At 73.7% G+C, this 16,266-nt stretch carries 12 protein-coding genes; 9 read left to right on the forward strand and 3 right to left on the reverse strand.

Going from position 1 to position 16,266, the window contains the following annotated elements; all coding sequences use genetic code 11:
- Positions 1 to 309: 309 nt before the first annotated feature.
- The 8 genes from cobN to RM445_RS05205 all read left to right on the forward strand — a co-directional run bounded on the left by cobN (position 310) and on the right by RM445_RS05205 (position 14,211).
- Positions 310 to 3,981, forward strand: a complete 3,672-nt coding sequence (gene cobN / locus RM445_RS05170) for a cobaltochelatase subunit CobN (protein WP_311554847.1) — start codon at positions 310 to 312, stop codon at positions 3,979 to 3,981.
- Positions 3,978 to 4,748: a precorrin-6A synthase (deacetylating) gene (cobF, locus tag RM445_RS05175; RefSeq protein WP_311554848.1), complete on the forward strand. Its 771-nt coding sequence runs from the start codon at positions 3,978 to 3,980 to the stop codon at positions 4,746 to 4,748. The genes cobN and cobF overlap by 4 nt, the downstream gene beginning before the upstream one ends.
- Before the next feature lie 206 nt (positions 4,749 to 4,954).
- Positions 4,955 to 8,785, forward strand: a complete 3,831-nt coding sequence (locus RM445_RS05180; RefSeq protein ID WP_311554849.1) for an nSTAND1 domain-containing NTPase — start codon at positions 4,955 to 4,957, stop codon at positions 8,783 to 8,785.
- A 54-nt stretch (positions 8,786 to 8,839) separates the two neighbouring features.
- Positions 8,840 to 9,910 carry an NYN domain-containing protein gene (locus RM445_RS05185; RefSeq protein ID WP_311554851.1) on the forward strand — a complete coding sequence of 357 codons (1,071 nt, stop codon included), beginning with the start codon at positions 8,840 to 8,842 and terminating at the stop codon, positions 9,908 to 9,910.
- A 146-nt stretch (positions 9,911 to 10,056) separates the two neighbouring features.
- Positions 10,057 to 10,332: a DUF4242 domain-containing protein gene (locus tag RM445_RS05190; protein WP_311554852.1), complete on the forward strand. Its 276-nt coding sequence runs from the start codon at positions 10,057 to 10,059 to the stop codon at positions 10,330 to 10,332.
- A 159-nt stretch (positions 10,333 to 10,491) separates the two neighbouring features.
- Positions 10,492 to 12,132 carry an AfsR/SARP family transcriptional regulator gene (locus RM445_RS05195; protein WP_311554853.1) on the forward strand — a complete coding sequence of 547 codons (1,641 nt, stop codon included), beginning with the start codon at positions 10,492 to 10,494 and terminating at the stop codon, positions 12,130 to 12,132.
- A 202-nt stretch (positions 12,133 to 12,334) separates the two neighbouring features.
- Positions 12,335 to 13,453, forward strand: coding sequence for a GTP-binding protein (locus RM445_RS05200; protein ID WP_311554854.1), 1,119 nt, complete (start codon positions 12,335 to 12,337; stop codon positions 13,451 to 13,453).
- 65 nt (positions 13,454 to 13,518) lie between these two features.
- Positions 13,519 to 14,211 (forward strand): hypothetical protein, encoded by a 693-nt coding sequence (locus RM445_RS05205; protein WP_311554855.1) that lies wholly within the window; start codon positions 13,519 to 13,521, stop codon positions 14,209 to 14,211.
- Between the two features lie 3 nt (positions 14,212 to 14,214).
- Here the strand turns inward: RM445_RS05205 and RM445_RS05210 are convergent, their stop codons facing one another.
- Positions 14,215 to 14,946, reverse strand: coding sequence for a TetR/AcrR family transcriptional regulator C-terminal domain-containing protein (locus tag RM445_RS05210; protein WP_311554856.1), 732 nt, complete (start codon positions 14,944 to 14,946; stop codon positions 14,215 to 14,217).
- A 111-nt stretch (positions 14,947 to 15,057) separates the two neighbouring features.
- Here RM445_RS05210 and RM445_RS05215 point away from each other — a divergent pair, with 111 nt between their 5' ends.
- Positions 15,058 to 15,417, forward strand: coding sequence for an STAS domain-containing protein (locus RM445_RS05215; RefSeq protein ID WP_311554857.1), 360 nt, complete (start codon positions 15,058 to 15,060; stop codon positions 15,415 to 15,417).
- Between the two features lie 37 nt (positions 15,418 to 15,454).
- On the opposite strand, the gene RM445_RS05220 is transcribed toward RM445_RS05215, so the two are convergent.
- Positions 15,455 to 15,670: a dodecin gene (locus RM445_RS05220; RefSeq protein WP_311554858.1), complete on the reverse strand. Its 216-nt coding sequence runs from the start codon at positions 15,668 to 15,670 to the stop codon at positions 15,455 to 15,457.
- A 39-nt stretch (positions 15,671 to 15,709) separates the two neighbouring features.
- Positions 15,710 to 16,252: a flavodoxin family protein gene (locus tag RM445_RS05225; protein ID WP_311554859.1), complete on the reverse strand. Its 543-nt coding sequence runs from the start codon at positions 16,250 to 16,252 to the stop codon at positions 15,710 to 15,712.
- Positions 16,253 to 16,266: the final 14 nt, after the last annotated feature.

The raw sequence follows: 16,266 nt of genomic DNA on the forward strand, positions 1-16,266 counted from the left end.
GGCACGACCGATGCGAGAGTGCGCTCCTGCGAGCGGGCGATCACATCGCGACCGGGACTGTGGCGCTTCCGGCCACGCTTGACGCGATCGCCGGGACACGTGCGACAGTTGGCCGGAAAGACGTACCTACCGACAAGTCCACATCGCGAGCGGGGACCAGGAAGCCGGTGCGAGTCCGGCGCGGTCCCGCCACCGTCACTGCGCTGCTTTCGCAGGAGCCGGACACTGCCCCGCCCGCCGCCGTGACCCGGGACGCGGATCCCGAGGAAGGTCCGCCATGCTTCGCGCGCCGTTCCGGGAGCCGTCCCGGTGATCCTGCTCCTGTCCACCTCGGACACCGACCTGCTCTCCGCCCGCGCCTGCGGCGCCGCTTGGCGCCCCGCCAACCCGAACCGCGTCGACGACCTGCCGGCCATGCTCGCGGATGCGGAGATCGTCGTCGTCCGCGTCCTCGGCGGGCGCCGGTACTGGGAGGACGGGATCGACACGGTCCTCGCCTCCGGCAAGCCGGTCGTCGCGCTCGGCGGCGAGCAGGCGCCGGACGCCGAGATGATTGAGCTGTCGACCGTGCCGGCCGGGGTCGCGGCCCAGGCCCACACCTACCTCGCGCAGGGCGGGCCGGAGAACCTCGCGCAGCTGCACGCCTTCCTGTCCGACACCGTGCTGCTCACCGGCGAGGGGTTCGCGCCGCCGGTCGAGCTGCCGAGCTGGGGCGTCCTGGAGCGCGACGGCAAGGCCACGGACGGCGCCACCGTCGCCGTCCTCTACTACCGCGCCCAGCAGCTCGCCGGGAACACCGCCTACGTCGAGACGCTGTGCGCCGCGATCGAAGACGCGGGCGGGCAGGCGTTGCCGGTGTTCTGCGCGTCGCTGCGCCAGGCCGAGCCCGCGCTGCTGCAGACCCTGCGCGCCGCGGACGCGATGGTCGTCACCGTGTTGGCGGCGGGAGGCACGAAGCCGGCCAGCGCGTCGGCGGGCGGCGACGACGAGGCGTGGGACGTCGCGGAGCTGGCCGCTCTGGACGTCCCGATCCTCCAGGGGCTCTGCGTCACCAGCAGTCGCGCGACCTGGGCGGACAGCGACGACGGACTGTCGCCGCTCGACGTCGCCACGCAGGTCGCCGTGCCGGAGTTCGACGGCCGGCTGATCACGGTGCCGTTCTCGTTCAAGGAGTTCGACGCCGACGGGCTGTCCATCTACGTCGCCGACCCGGAGCGCGCCGCCCGCGTCGCGGGGATCGCCCTGCGGCACGCCCGGCTGCGGCACATCCCGAACGCGGACAAGCGGATCGTGCTGATGCTGTCGGCGTACCCGACCAAGCACGCGCGGATCGGCAACGCCGTCGGGCTCGACACACCTGCCAGTGCCGTCGCCCTGATCACGGCGATGGCCAAGGCCGGTTACGACGTGGGCGAGCTTCCGGGCGTCGCCGAGCAGGACGGCGACGCGCTGATCCACGCGCTGATCGAGGCCGGCGGGCAGGACCCCGACTGGCTCACCGAGGAGAAGCTGGCCGGGAACCCGATCCGGATCTCGACCGCGACGTACGCCCGCTGGTTCGACACGTTGCCCGACGACTTCCGCAAGGGCGTCGAGTCGCACTGGGGCCCCGCGCCGGGCGAGCTCTACGTCGATTTCTCTTCTGGGAAGACCGGCGACATCGTCGTCGCCGCCATCCGCAGCGGCAACGTCGTGCTGATCGTGCAGCCGCCGCGCGGCTTCGGCGAGAACCCGGTCGCGATCTACCACGACCCGGACCTCCCGCCCTCGCACCACTACCTCGGCGCGTACCGCTGGCTGGCCGCGCCGCAGGACGAGGGCGGCTTCGGCGCCGACGCGATCGTGCACATGGGCAAGCACGGCAACCTCGAGTGGCTGCCGGGCAAGACGCTGGGCATGAGCGCGTCGTGCGGTACGGACGCGGCGCTCGGTGACCTGCCGCTGGTCTATCCGTTCCTGGTCAACGACCCGGGGGAGGGGACCCAGGCCAAGCGCCGCGCGCACGCCACCCTCGTCGACCACCTCATCCCGCCGATGGCCCGCGCCGAGACCTACGGCGACATCTCGCGGCTCGAGCAGCTCCTCGACGAGCACGCCAACATCTCCGCGCTCGACCCGGCCAAGCTCCCGGCGATCCGCCAGCAGATCTGGACGCTGATGCAGGCCGCGAAGCTGGACCACGACCTCGGGCTGAAGGAACGGCCGGAGGAGGAGGGTTTCGACGACTTCCTGCTGCACGTCGACGGCTGGCTCTGCGAGATCAAGGACGTCCAGATCCGCGACGGCCTGCACGTGCTCGGGGCCGCGCCGGCCGGCGACCAGCGCGTGGACCTCGTGCTCGCCATGCTGCGCGCCCGCCAGATGTGGGGCGGCGAGCAGAGCCTGCCCGGCCTGCGCGAAGCCCTGGGCCTGCCCGACGAGGCCCCCAAGGCCCACGTGGACGAGATCGAGGCGCTCGCGCACGCCCTTGTCGCGGCCATGGAGGCCGCCGGGTGGAACCCGGACGCCGCCCCGACGGTCGTCGCCGACGTGTGCCAGAACCGCGCACTCGCGCTGACGAACGTGCCGACTCGCGCGGAAACCCCCGCGAGTCCGTCACTTCGACAGGGCGAGTCGCACGTTCCGCCAGCCGGCATCGAGCCGACGGCGGACCTCGAGCAGGTCGAGCGGGTGCTGCGGTTCGCGGCCGAGGAGGTCGTGCCGCGGCTCGACGCGACCGTCGACGAGATCCCGCGCGTCCTGCACGCCCTCGACGGCGGGTTCATCCCGGCCGGACCGTCGGGCTCGCCCCTGCGCGGGCTGGTCAACGTGCTCCCGACCGGCCGCAACTTCTACTCCGTCGACCCCAAGGCCGTCCCGTCGCGCCTCGCGTGGGAGACCGGGCAGGCGATGGCGGAGTCGCTGGTCGGGCGCTACCGGCGCGACCACGACGGCGCGTACCCGAAGAGCGTCGGCCTCAGCGTGTGGGGCACGTCCGCCATGCGGACGAGCGGCGACGACATCGCCGAGGTCTTCGCGCTGCTCGGCGTCCGGCCGGTCTGGGACGAGATGTCGCGCCGGGTCGCCCGGCTCGAGGTGATCGACCTCGACGAGTTGGACCGGCCGCGCATCGACGTCACCGTGCGCATCTCCGGCTTCTTCCGCGACGCGTTCCCGCACGTCCTGGCCCTGCTCGACGACGCGGTGCAGATGGTCGCCGCCCTCGACGAGCCGGACGAGCGCAACTTCGTGCGCGCCCACGCCGACGGCGCCGACCGACCGATGCGGATCTTCGGCTCCAAGCCCGGCACCTACGGGGCCGGTCTCCTGCAGCTCGTCGACTCCCGCAGCTGGCGCGACGACGCCGACCTCGCCGAGGTCTACTCCACGTGGGGCGGCTACGCCTACGGCCGCGGCATCGACGGCGTCCCCGCCCGCGGCGCGATGGAGGCCGCCTACCGGCGCATCACCGTGGCCGCGAAGAACACCGACACCCGCGAGCACGACATCGCCGACTCCGACGACTACTACCAGTACCACGGCGGCATGATCGCGACCGTCCGTGCGTTGACCGGCAGCGCGCCGGCCGCCTACGTCGGCGACTCGACGACCCCGTCGTCGGTCCGCACCCGCACCCTGCACGAGGAGACCTCGCGTGTGTTCCGCGCCCGGGTGGTCAACCCGCGCTGGATGCAGGCCATGCGCCGGCACGGCTACAAGGGCGCGTTCGAGATGGCCGCCACCGTCGACTACCTGTTCGGCTGGGACGCCACCACCGGCGTGATCGCCGACTGGCAGTACGAGAAGCTCACCGAGAGCTACGTGCTCGACCCCGTCAACCGGGAGTTCCTCGCCGAGTCCAACCCGTGGGCGCTGCACGGCATGGCCGAGCGGCTGCTGGAGGCCGTCGACCGCGGGCTGTGGGAGGCACCCGAGCCCTCGACCCTCGACGCCCTGCGGCAGACCTACCTCGAGACCGAAGGGGATCTGGAGGCGGAGTGACCCGCACGGTCTACGTCATCGGGATCGGTGCGGGGAATCCGGAGCACCTGACCCTGCAGGCCGTCGCCGCGATGAACCGCGTCGACGTGTTCTTCACGATCGACAAGGGCGCGGTGAACGGGGGAGCGACGGCCGACCTCGCGGGCCTGCGCGCCGACCTCCTGGCCCGTCACGTCACCAGCCCGCACCGGGTCGTGACCGCGCCGGAGGTCCCGCGCGACCGCGACCCGGCCGCGTACGTCGCCACCGCGACCGAGTGGCAGGCGCGCCGGGCGGCGCTCTACGCGGAGATGATCGAGCACGAGCTGGCCGACGGCGGCACCGGCGGCTTCCTCGTCTGGGGCGACCCGTCGCTGTACGACGGCACGCTCAACCTCCTGCACGGGATCGCCGAGCAGGGCCAGAAGCTCGAGATCGTCTCGATCCCCGGCATCAGCAGCGTCGCCGCGCTGGCCGCCGCACACGGACTGATCCTCAACCGGGTCGGCACCCCGATCCTGATCACCACCGGCCGCCGGCTCGCGGACGGGGGCATGCCGCGCGACGTCGACGACGTCGTCGTCATGCTCGACGGCCGCACGGCTTTCGCCGGGCTGGCCGACACGGATCTCGACATCTACTGGGGCGCCTACCTCGGCACGCCGGACGAGATCCTGGTGTCCGGCGACCTGCACGAGGTCGAGGACGAGATCCAGAGTTGCCGCACGGAGGCCCGTGCCCGCAAGGGCTGGATCATGGACACGTACCTGCTGCGCCGTCGCCGCTGAACGACGAGGCGTCGCTGTCACGATGACCGCCGGCGCTCCCCTCCAGCGCCGACGGCGACCGCGACCGTCCGTGACGGGTGACGCAAGTCAACAGGCGGTGACGGTGCGTTGTCACCCCGGTACGGCACCCGGGCACAACCCCGTACAAAGCCCGTACAGCGCCTGCCCGTACGGTGCGCGGTCATCGGCGGGGTCACCCGGTCGTGATGGGCGGTCACCAGGGGGTGGCGATGGCGGAGGAGACCGACGCACCGGAACGGCTCACGCCCGACCCGGCCCGGATCGCCGACGGGCGCGAGTTCGCCCGCGAGCTCACGCTGGCCCGCGAACACGCCGGACTCACCGTGCGCCGGGTGCAGGCGGCCACCGGAATCGTCGCGAGCACGCTCGGCGGCTACTTCTCCGGTCGCCACAGCCCGCCGGCCGAGAGCCTCGAGGCGATCCTCCGGGCCTGCGGAATCGACGATCCCGAGGCCGTCCGGCAGTGGCACGACGCCCTCGGCCGCGTGCGGAAGGTTCCCGGGCGGCGTCGGTCCCGGACGGTCGAGCCTCCCTACCGCGGTCTGGAGAGCTTCCAGCCGCAGGACGCCCCGTGGTTCTTCGGCCGCGCGGAGCTCGCCGCGGCGATCGTCGCGGCGCTCACCGAGCGCGGCGGGCGAGGGCCGCTGGTGGTGGTCGGCGCCTCGGGGGCGGGCAAGTCGTCCGTCCTGCGCGCCGGGCTGATCCCCGCGATGCAGACCCGGCCCGTGCTGCTCACCCCCGGCGAGCGCCCGCTCACGACACTCGCGACGCACCTCGCCGCCGCCCGCGGAGCCGACCCGGTCGAGCTGCGCGCCGCGCTGGCGGCGGAACCTCTCGATCCGGCCGTCCTCGGTGTCGACGCCGACCTCCTGCTCGTCGTCGACCAGTTCGAGGAGGTGTTCGGCCCGGCCGTCGACGAGGCGGAGCGCGCGGCGTTCATCCGGGTGCTCTGTGCGCTCGACGCGCCGGTGGTGCTCGCCCTGCGCGCCGACTTCTACGGTCGTGCGCTGGGCCATGCGCCGCTCGCCCGGGCCGTGCAGGAGGGCCAGGTCGTCGTCGGCCCGATGAGCGACGACGAGCTGAGGGCGGCGATCGTCGAACCGGCGCGCAAGGCCGAGGTGACGGTGGAGGACGGCCTGGTCGAGGTGCTCCTCGCCGACCTGCACCGGACCGGCGCCGGTGCGGCGTCGGCCGCACTCCTCCCGCTCCTGTCGCACGCGCTGCTGGCCACCTGGCGGCGTGGGCAGGGCGTGCGGATGACCGTGGCGGACTACCACGCGGTCGGGGGGATCGCGGGCGGCGTGGCGCAGTCCGCGGAGGAGGTGTTCACGCAGCTGCCGGACGACCGGCAGGAGCTCGTCCGGCACATCTTCCTGCGGCTCGTGCACGTCGCGCCGGACACGGCCGACACCCGCCGTCATGTGGAGCGGGCGGAGTTGCCCGGCGGTGCCGAGGTCACCGAGGTCCTCGACCTCTTCGTCGCCCGCCGGTTGCTCACGGTCGACCGGCACACGGTCGGGATCACCCACGAGGCCCTGCTGACCGCCTGGCCACGGCTGCGCGGCTGGATCGACACCGACCGCGGAGGACTGGCCGTCCACCGTCGTCTCGGCGAAGCGGCCCGCGCGTGGCGGGACGCCGACCGGGATCCGGACCTGCTCCTGCGCGGCGGCCGGCTCGCCGCTGCGCAGGAAGCGACCGCCGAACGCGCCGGCAAGCTCAACGAGCTCGAACGCGCCTTCCTCGCCGCCGCGACCGCCAGGCAGGCCGCCGAGCGGCAGGCCGAGCGGCGGCGCACCCGCCGGCTCCGGCGGCTGCTGGCGGTGCTGGCGGTCGCGTTGCTGATTGCCGCCGGATCCGGTGCCTACGCCCTGAAGCAACGCGGCGACATGGCCCGCGAGCGGGACGTCGCCGTGTCGCGGCAGGTCGCGGTGCGGGCGGACATGCTGCGCGGCAGGGATCCGTCGCTGGCCGCGCAGCTCGCCGTGGCGGCGTACCGGATCTCCCCGACCCCCGAGGCCCGCGCGCAGCTGATCGGCGCCACCGGCGCACCGACGCCGGCCCGGCTGCCCGGGCCGTCGGGTACCACCCAGTCCGTCGCGGTCGACGCCCGGCGCGGGTTGGTCGTGACCGCGGCGGGGAGCGACCCGACGGCCCAGGTGTGGAACCGGTCGGACTCCGGCGCCTGGCAACGGCTCGCCGACACCCCACCCGTGGCCGACGGCACGGTGCTCACCGTGGCGCTGAGCCCGGACGGTCGGCTGCTCGCCGCCGGTGCCGGGACGGCCGTGCATCTGATCGACCTCGCCGATCCGGCGCACCCGACGGCCGTCGGGCCACCGGTCACCGGCGCGCAAGGGACGATCTTCGGGATCGCGTTCACCCCCGACGGCCGGACCCTGGTGGCCGGCGGCGCCGACCGCACGGTGCGCTCGTGGGACGTCAGCGACCCCGCGCACCCCGTCCCCGGCGCCGTCTTCACCGGGCCGGGTGGCGACGTCCAGGCCGTGGCCGTCAGCCCGGACGGGCGGCAGCTCGCCGCCGGAAGCGCCGACACCGGCGCCTACCTGTGGGACCTTGCCGATCCGGCCCGCCGGGAGGTGCTGATCGGCGCCACCGCCAAGATCCACGCGGTCGCGTTCAGCCCGGACGGTCGCACCCTCGCCGCAGGAGGCGCGGACCGCGCCGTGCACCTGTGGAACGTCGCCGATCCCACGCTGCCACTGATCGGTGAGCCGCTGGCCGGCCCGACGACCTGGGTCAACTCCGTCGCCTTCAGCCCGGACGGACGGAGCATCGCGTTCGGCAGCTCGGACAACACCCTCCGGGTGGTCGACCTGGCGTCCCGACGCCTGGTCGCGGAGCTGCCGCATCCCAGCCCCGTCACCGCCGCGACGTTTCTCGACGACCGCACGCTCGTCGCAGGAGAGGCGGACGGCGTGGCGCGCGTCTGGCCGGTGCCGGGTCCGGGCCTGTCCGGCTTCGCCGACTCCGTCTTCGCGCTCGACTGGAGCGCGGACGGCCGCGTGCTTGCCGTCGGTCCCGGCAGCAAGGACGGCACCGTCTCGCTCTGGCGGCTCGACGACGCGTCCGCCGCCCTGCTCGGATCGGTGACGAACCCGCCGGGCGAGGCCACGTTCTCCGGCTCGGCCACCCTGAGCCCCGACGGTCGGACGGTGGCGGTCGGCCGCTCCGACGGCAGCGTCCGGCTCTGGGACGTGAGCGCGCCCGACCGGCCGGTCCCGGTCGAACCGCCCCTCACCGGGTCGACGGGCGTGGTGGAGCAGCTGACGACGAGCCCGGACGGCCGCACCCTCGCGGTGTCGTCCGACGACGGCACGGTCCGGCTCTGGGACATCTCCCAGCCCCGGACACCGCGACCGCTGCGCATGCTCACCGGCCCGACCAACTACGTCTTCGCCGCGACCTTCAGCCCGGACGGCCGCGTCGTCGCCGGGGCGAGCGCCGACCGGAAGGGTTATCTCTGGGACCTGACCAGGCCCGACGACGTCCCGACCGCAGTTCTCGACGGCCCGACCAGCTACGCCTACTCGCCGGCCTTCAGCCCGGACGGGCACACGCTGGCGATCGGCAGCGCCGACAAGACGGTGCGCCTGTGGGACGTGCGCCGGCTCGACCGACCCGTACCGCTCGGTGCGCCGATGACCGGCCCGACCAACTACGTCTACACCGTGGTCTTCAGTCCGGACGGCACGCAGCTCGCAGCGGCGAGCACCGGTGGCACCGCGTGGCTGTGGGACGTCTCCACACCGACCGCGCCGCGCGACCCGATCGGCATCGCCGCCTCGACGGACCCACTGTTCACGGTCGCCTTCAGCCCGGACGGGAACACCCTCGCCGCGGGCGGCGCCGACCGGCGCGTGCACCTGTGGACGATCGACCCGCAGCGCGCGGCGGAGGCGCTCTGCGCGCGGACCGGAGCGCCACTGACCCCCGACGAGTGGCGCAGCCTCGTCGGCGACCTGCCCTACGCCACGCCCTGCGGGGGCCGGTAGCGCGGCTCGTCCCGGCCCCTACGCTGGCCCCATGAGGTCAGTCGGAACGTCACGGTGAACAACGACGACGAGCGCATCGCGCTGTTCCTCGACTACGAGAACCTGGCCATCGGCGCCCGCGACGGGCTTGGTGTGTCGCCGTTCGACTTCGGGCCGGTCGCCGACGCCCTCGCCGAGCGCGGCCGGGTCGTGTCCCGCCGCGCCTACGCCGACTGGTCGTACTTCGACGAAGACCGCCGCCTGCTCGCCCGCGCGCAGGTCGAGCTGATCGAGATCCCGCAGAAGCTCGGCGGTTCACGCAAGAACGCCGCCGACATCAAGATGGCCGTCGACGCGATCGAGCTCGCCTACGAGCGCGGGTTCATCACCACCTTCGCCATCGGCACGGGTGACTCCGACTTCACCCCGCTCGTCCACAAGCTGCGGGAGCTGGACAAGCGGGTCATCGGGATCGGCGTGCAGTCGTCGACGTCCGCGCTGCTGCCGCCCGCGTGCGACGAGTTCCTGTTCTACGACCGGCTGCCGGGCGTGGAGCCCGTCCGCGAGCGGGCCCGGCCGGCGCGCCGCACCACGACGCCCACCCCGGCGCCTACCCCGGAGCCCACCGCCCCCGAGGCCGTGCCCGAGCCGGCGGCACCCACCGCAGACGGCGACGCCGACGTCGGCCCGCTGGTCGCCCGGACCCTCGCCGGCCTGCAGCGCCACACCGACGGCCCGGTGCTCGCCTCGCGGCTCAAGCGGGCGATCCTCCGCAAGGACCCGACCTTCGACGAGGCGGCCCACGGCTTCCGCAGCTTCACCGAGCTGCTGCGGCACCTCGCCGGTCAGCGGGTCGTCGAGCTGGCCGACGGAAGCGCGCAGGGCGACCCGCAGGTGACGTTCCCGTCGGCGGCCTCCCCGGTGGACGACGCCTTCCGCCTGCTGGCCGACGTCGTCGCCGACCTCGGGTCGCCGCAGCTCAGCGGCCTGAAGAACCAGCTCCGGAAGCGTCAGCCGGACTTCAGCGAGAAGCGGTTCGGCTTCGGCAGCTTCCTCTCGTTCGTCCGCGCCGCCCGGGCGCAGGGCCTGCTCGAGATGGGCTGGGACGACGCCGCAGGCGACTACCGCCTGCACATCGAGGACTGACCCGCGGCGTCAACCGCGCCGTCACACGCCCGCCGCCGAAGCTCGCCGCATCGGGGTCGTCCGGACCCCGCCGTTACTCCACCTGTGGTTCACCGCCTTGCTCCGCTGCGGCGTTGAACCACAGGACACGATGGGAGGAGGCGACGATGCCGAAGTACGTGATCGAGCGGGAGATCCCCGGGCTGGGCGACGCGAGCGCGGAGGACCTGCGCGCGGTCGCGCAGAAGTCCAACGCGGTGCTGGCCGAGCTGGCCCCGCAGGTCCAGTGGGTCCAGAGCTACGCGACGCAGGACAAGATGTACTGCATCTACGTGGCGGACGACGCCGAGTCGGTCCGCGAGCACGCGCGCCGGGGCGGGTTCCCGGCCGACAGCGTGGCGGCGGTGGCTGCGGTCGTCGACCCGACGACCGCCGAGGGCTGACGGGACGCGCGGAGGGATCGATGGACGTGGAGATCCACCTCCTCGGCCCTCCGCGCGTCGTCTGTGACGGGGTTGCGCGGCGGGACCCGCGTGGCCACAAGGTGTGGGGCCTGCTCGCCTACCTCCTGCTCCGCGACGCCCCGCCCACCCGCGCGTCACGTGGCCGGGCTGCTGTTCCCGGCCGCGGACGATCCGCTCGCGGCCCTGCGATGGGCGCTGTCGATGCTGCGCCGGCTGCTGGGCGAGACCGCCACCGTCGGAGCTGATCCGCTGCGGATCACGTGGGAGCAGGCCCCGGTCGTCGACGTGCCGGCGATCCGGACGGCGGACCCGGCGGAGGTCGCGTCGTTCGCCGACCTCGACCACGACCTGCTCGAGTCGATGACGTTCCCGGGCTGCCCGTCGTTCGAGATCTGGCTGGAGGCGCAGCGGCGGCACGCCCGCTGCGCGGCCGCGTCGCTGCTGCACGACGCGGCGCTCGCCCGCCTCGCCCGCGGCGACGCCGACGGCAGCGCCGACCTCGCCGCCCGGCTCGTCGCCCTCGACCCCTACGACGAGAACTCCCAGGTGCTGCTGGTCCGCTCGCTCGCCGTTGGCGGTCGCGGTGTGGACGCCGCCCGCCAGGCCGCGGCGTGCCGCGACCTGTTTCGCACCGACCTCGGCGTGGAGCCCGGGCCCGCCCTGGACGCCGCGTTGACCTCGTCGACCGCCACGCCGACGGCCCGTGCGGCCGGCGGCCGTGCCGCGGTGCGGGCGCTGATCGACGCCGGGGAGGCCGCGGTCGGCGCAGGGGCACTGGAGGCGGGCCTGCAGTGCCTGCGCCGGGCCGTCGCCGACGCGGGCGCGCTCGGTGCCGGCGACCTCGGCGCCCGCAGCGCCGCGGCGCTCGGCTCGGCGCTCGTGCACGCGGCCCGCGGGTCGGACGAGGAGGGCGTGACCTCGCTGCACCGCGCGCTGGCCGGTCCCGGCGCCGAGCCGCACACAGTGGCGCACGCGCTGGGCGAACTCGCGTACGTCGAGTTCCTCCGGGGCCGCTACGACCGCGTGGAGGTGTCGCTCGCGCGAGCGGCCGAGGTGACCACCGACCCGGCCCAGCAGGCCGCCGCCCTGACCGTGCGGGGCAGCGCGCTCAGCGACGTCGGCCGGTACGGGCCGGCGCTGGCGGCTCTCCGCGAGGCGTTCGACGTCGCGCAGGACGAGCGCCGCCGTGCCTACGTCCTGTCGATGGTGGGCCGGGTGCAGCTGCTGCGCGGCGAGCCCGACGCGGCAGAGGTGCTGGACGAGTCGATCTCCCGGGCTTCGGCGGCGGGCTGGATGTCGTTCCTACCCTGGCCGCAGGCCCTCCGCGCGGAGGCCGACCTGCAGCAGGGCGACGTCGACGGGGCCGCGGCCCGCTTCGAGCACGCTTTCGCCCTGGGCTGCCAGATCGGCGACCCGTGCTGGGAGGGGCTGGCGGCCCGCGGACTCGGCCTCGTGCACGCCGCACGAGGCGACGTCGACGCCGCCGTCACCACGCTGCTCGACGCCCGGCGGCGCGCCGTCCGGCTCCCGGACGCCTACGTCTGGGTGCACGCGTACGTCCTCGACGCGCTGGCGACGGTCGGCGTGGCGCACCGCCTGCCGCACGCCGCGGAATGGGTGGCCGAGCTCGCGGCCCTGGCCGGGCGGTGCGGCATGGCTGAGCTCGCGGCGCGTGCGGCGGTGCACCGGTGGCGGCTGGGCGACGCGGCGGCGCGGGACGCGGCGTGGGCCCTGGGCGCGGTGGTGGACAACCCGGTCCTGCACGCGCTGCTCAGCTAACTGAGGGATCACCCCCGTGACATGAACACCAGCGCGATCCCCGGCAGCGGAATCCGCGCTGATGTTCACCTCACGCGACGAAATGCAGTTGCCCGAGCCGCTCGCACTCGGTTCACTCACCCGGTCCTGACCCCTGCCCGAGGAGCCCCCGTGCGAGCACAGCGCATGTCCACCCGTCCGCTCGTTCTGGGAGACATGTCGCTTGCCCACGCTCAACCTCGGGATCCTCGCCCACGTCGACGCCGGTAAGACCAGCCTCACCGAGCGCCTGCTGCACGCCACCGGCGTCGTCGCGGAGCTCGGCAGCGTCGACGCGGGCAGCACCCGCACCGACACCTCGCCGCTGGAGCGCCGCCGCGGCATCACGATCAACGCCGCGGTCGCGTCGCTGCGCCTCGGCGATGTCACGGTCAACATCGTCGACACCCCCGGCCACCCCGACTTCATCGCCGAGGTGGAACGGTCGCTGGGCGTGCTCGACGGGGCCGTGCTCGTGGTGTCCGCCGTCGAGGGGGTCCAGCCGCAGACCCGGATCCTCATGCGGGCGCTGCGGCGCCTGCACATCCCGACGCTGATCGTCGTCAACAAGATCGACCGGCGCGGTGCGCGGGCCGCCGATCTGGTGCCCGAGCTGGCGGCGAAACTGGCGCCGGACATCGTCGCGATGGGTTCCGTGCGGGGGCTCGGCACGCGGGCCGCGGAGTTCGTGCCGTTCGACGCACCGGGCGTCGAGGTCGTGGCCGAGCACGACGACGGTGTCCTCGCCGGGTTCCTCGCCGACCGTCCCGTGCCGGCCGACCAATTGCGCGGCACGCTCGCTGCCCTGTCCCGCTGCGGCCGGGCGCATCCCGTGTTCTTCGGCTCGGCGATCACGGGCGCGGGCACCGATGCGCTGCTCGGCGGCCTTCCCACGCTGCTGCCGACCGCCGGCGACGACGAGGACGCACCCCTCTCCGGAACCGTCTTCACGATCGCACGAGGGACGGCGGGGGAGAAGCTCGCGTACGTCCGCCTGTTCGCGGGCCGCCTGCGGATCCGGGACCGGCCCACCGTCGGCCGTAGCAAGAACCGGATCACCGGCGTCGAGGTGTTCGACGGCGGTCCGCCCACTCGCACCGATGTGCTGCGCGCCGGACAGATCGGCATCCTCCGCGGCCTCGACGACGCCCGGATCGGCGACGCCGTCGGCGCGCCGCGATCCGGTGTGGCACACCACCACTTCGCCCCGCCGACGCTCGAGACCGTGATCATCCCCGGGATCCGGCCGACCGTGGCCTGCTGTTCGCCGCGCTCGAGCGGCTCGCCGAGCAGGATCCGCTGATCGACCTGCGCCGCGACGGCGACGAGATCGCGGTCTCGCTCTACGGCGAGGTGCAGAAGGAGGTGGTGGAGGAGACTCTGGCCGCCGATCCCGGGATCGCAGTGACCTTCCGCGAGACGACGACGATCTGCATCGAGCGCCCGCTCGGCACGGGCGCCGGGGTCGAGTTCATCGGCGTCGAGCCCAACCCGTTCCTCGCCACCGTCGGCCTGCGGGTCGACGCCGCGCCCTTTGGGACCGGTGTCGTCCAGCGGCTCGAGGTCGAGCGGGGCTCCATGCCGGCCGCGTTCTTCCGGGCGGTCGAGGAGGCGGTCACCGACGCGCTGCGCCAGGGGCTGTACGGCTGGCAGGTCATCGACTGCGTCGTCACCGTGACCCACTCCGGCTACTGGGCCCGGCAGAGCCACGCCCACGGGACCTTCGACAAGTCGATGTCGAGCACCGCGGGCGACTTCCGCAACCTCGTTCCGCTCGTGCTCGCGGACGCGCTCCGGCAGTCGGGCACTGCCGTGTACGAGCCCGTCCAGGTGTTCCGACTGGAGATCCCGGCGGACACGCTCGGCGTGGTGCTGCCCGCTCTCGTGCGCCACCGGGCGAATCCCGACCGGTCGGCGGTGGAGGGGGCGGTGTGCCTCGTGGAGGGCGAGATCCCGGCCGCGGAGATCCACAGCCTGACGCGGCAGCTGCCGGGCCTCACCGGAGGCGAGGGCCTCCTGGAGACCGCGTTCGGGCACTACCGCCCGGTGCGGCAGGGGTGAGCGTCATCCCGGGAGGTCGTCGGCGAGCTCGCGCTCCATCCGGTCCAGCAGGTCTTCCAGCGCACGCTCGAACTCCGCGCTCGCGTGGTCTTCGGACAACCGGTCTTCCAGCCGCCGCAGGAGCGGGTAGTCCCGCACATCGACGGAGCTGCTCGTGGTCGGCATCGAGCGCGCCACGTCGGTCAGTTCCACCGCCGGCGCGGTCCTGCTGCCGAGCACCGCGGCCTCCAGCAGCAGATGTCCGAGCAGGAAGCTCGAGAACGCGCGGTAGGCCGCGACCGCGCGCTCGTCGGTGAAGCCGCGGTCCACGAGCGTGCTGAGGAAGTCCTCCACCACGCGCAGGCTGCGCAGTGGCGGACGCAGCCACGGTGCGGCGGGGTGCCGCGTCGCGATCAGAGGGAAGACCTGGGGGTGTTCGCGGGCGAGACCGCGCACGCCGTGGGCGAGCCACTGGAGATACGCCTGCCAGCCCTCGCCCGGACCGGGCCGCACGCCGTCGGGGTCGAGGTGCAACCGGTCGACCATCTCGTCCACCATGCCCTCGAGGAGGTCGTCGCGTCCTCCGACGTACCGGTACAGCGACATCGCCTCGACGCCGAGTTCGGTCCCCAGCCGGCGCATCGTCAGGGCGGTCAGCCCCTTCGCGTCCACGAACGCGATCGCAGCGTCGAGGATCCGCTCGCGCGACAGCGGCGCCCGGCTGTTCCGCTCATCGCGATCGCCGTCGCCTCCCATGCGGGCATACGCTAACCCCCCTTGACCGGGGATATCACTTACGCCGTAAGGTCCCCACGCGCCGCAGGCGGTTGTGCAGGCAGGACTGGGCTCATCGAATCCGGGCGAGGAATGGTCGAGGTCGAGGTCGTTCAGCAGCCGGAGGGCTACGTGCTCGTCCGCCTCGCCGGCGAGATCGACATGAGCCACCGCGCCGAGGTGCAGAAGGCGTTCGACCACGTGCTCGACGCCGGTCGGGCCGCCGTGCTCGTCGACCTGTGCGACCTGCGGTTCCTGGGGGTGGCCGGCATCGACCGGATCGACGTGGCGGTCGCCGAGCTCCGCGAGCAGGGACGGAGTGTGCGCGTCGTGTGCGCCGACCGAGGTGCGGTGTGGCGGATCGTGTCGCTGCTGGGGCTGGACCGGCAGTGGGCCGTCCACCACGACATCAGGCGGGCGGTCGCCAGCCTGACCCGCGACGGGAACGGGTGAGACCGGCGACCGACGATGCCACCGCGGACGGAAGCCGCTACTCCGTGTCGTCGAGCCTGAAGCCGATCTTGACGGTGACCTGCCAGTCGGCCACCTGGCCCTCGGCCAGGTGGCCGCGGACCTCGGTCATCTCGAACCAGTCGATGTTGCGCAACGTCTGGCTCGCGCGGGAGACGGCGTTGCGGATCGCCGCGTCGACGCCGTGCGGCGACGTCCCGACGATCTCGGCGATGCGGTAGGTGTGGTCGGCCACGGGTTCTCCTCGGGTCGGGGACCGAGCCATGATGGCGCGTCAGACCTGCGGACGCAGCCCCCGGAGCCACCGCGACGAGCCGACGGCGGTCGCGAGCTCGACCAACGCCCGCCCGTGCAGCTCGGCGAGCTGCTGCTGTTCGTCCTGCAGCGCCGCGCCGCCCTCGACGTAGGCCGCCGACGGGAAGTAGAGCCCGGGCGAGAGCAACTGCGCGCCGAAGAAGCCGCCGAGGATCCCCCGAACCTTCTCGACCGCGAGGAAGTGGTGGTCGCTCGCGCCGGTCAGCACCGTCGCGCAGACGGTGCCGCGCAGCGCGTCGCCCGACTCGTACTTCATCCCGCGCGGCGTGGCGTCGAGCAGCGCCTTGAGCTGGGCGGTGATGTCGGCGCGGTAGGTCGGCGAGGCGAACACCGCCGCGTCGGCCTCGCCCAGGGCCGCCACGGCGTCGGGCACGGCCGTGTCGGCGAGCTCGACGACCCGCGTCTCGGCGCCCTCCTGGGCGGCGCCGCTCAGCACCGCGTCCACCGCAACCCGCGTGCGCCCGCCCGCGTGCGGCGATCCGATCACAGCCACGACCAGCACGGCCCACCTCCTGG

Origin of the sequence: Pseudonocardia charpentierae, from assembly GCF_031845345.1 — a bacterium.
In the GTDB taxonomy this organism is placed as follows: Bacteria; Actinomycetota; Actinomycetes; order Mycobacteriales; family Pseudonocardiaceae; genus Pseudonocardia; species Pseudonocardia charpentierae.

Excerpts from the sequence above, each read along its gene's own strand:
- RM445_RS05190 (WP_311554852.1), top strand. The coding sequence starts at position 10,057 with ATGCCGAAGTACGTGATCGAGCGGGAGATCCCCGGGCTGGGCGACGCG.
- RM445_RS05215 (WP_311554857.1), top strand. The coding sequence starts at position 15,058 with ATGGTCGAGGTCGAGGTCGTTCAGCAGCCGGAGGGCTACGTGCTCGTC.
- RM445_RS05210 (WP_311554856.1), bottom strand. The coding sequence starts at position 14,946 with ATGGGAGGCGACGGCGATCGCGATGAGCGGAACAGCCGGGCGCCGCTG.
- RM445_RS05180 (WP_311554849.1), top strand. The coding sequence starts at position 4,955 with ATGGGCGGTCACCAGGGGGTGGCGATGGCGGAGGAGACCGACGCACCG.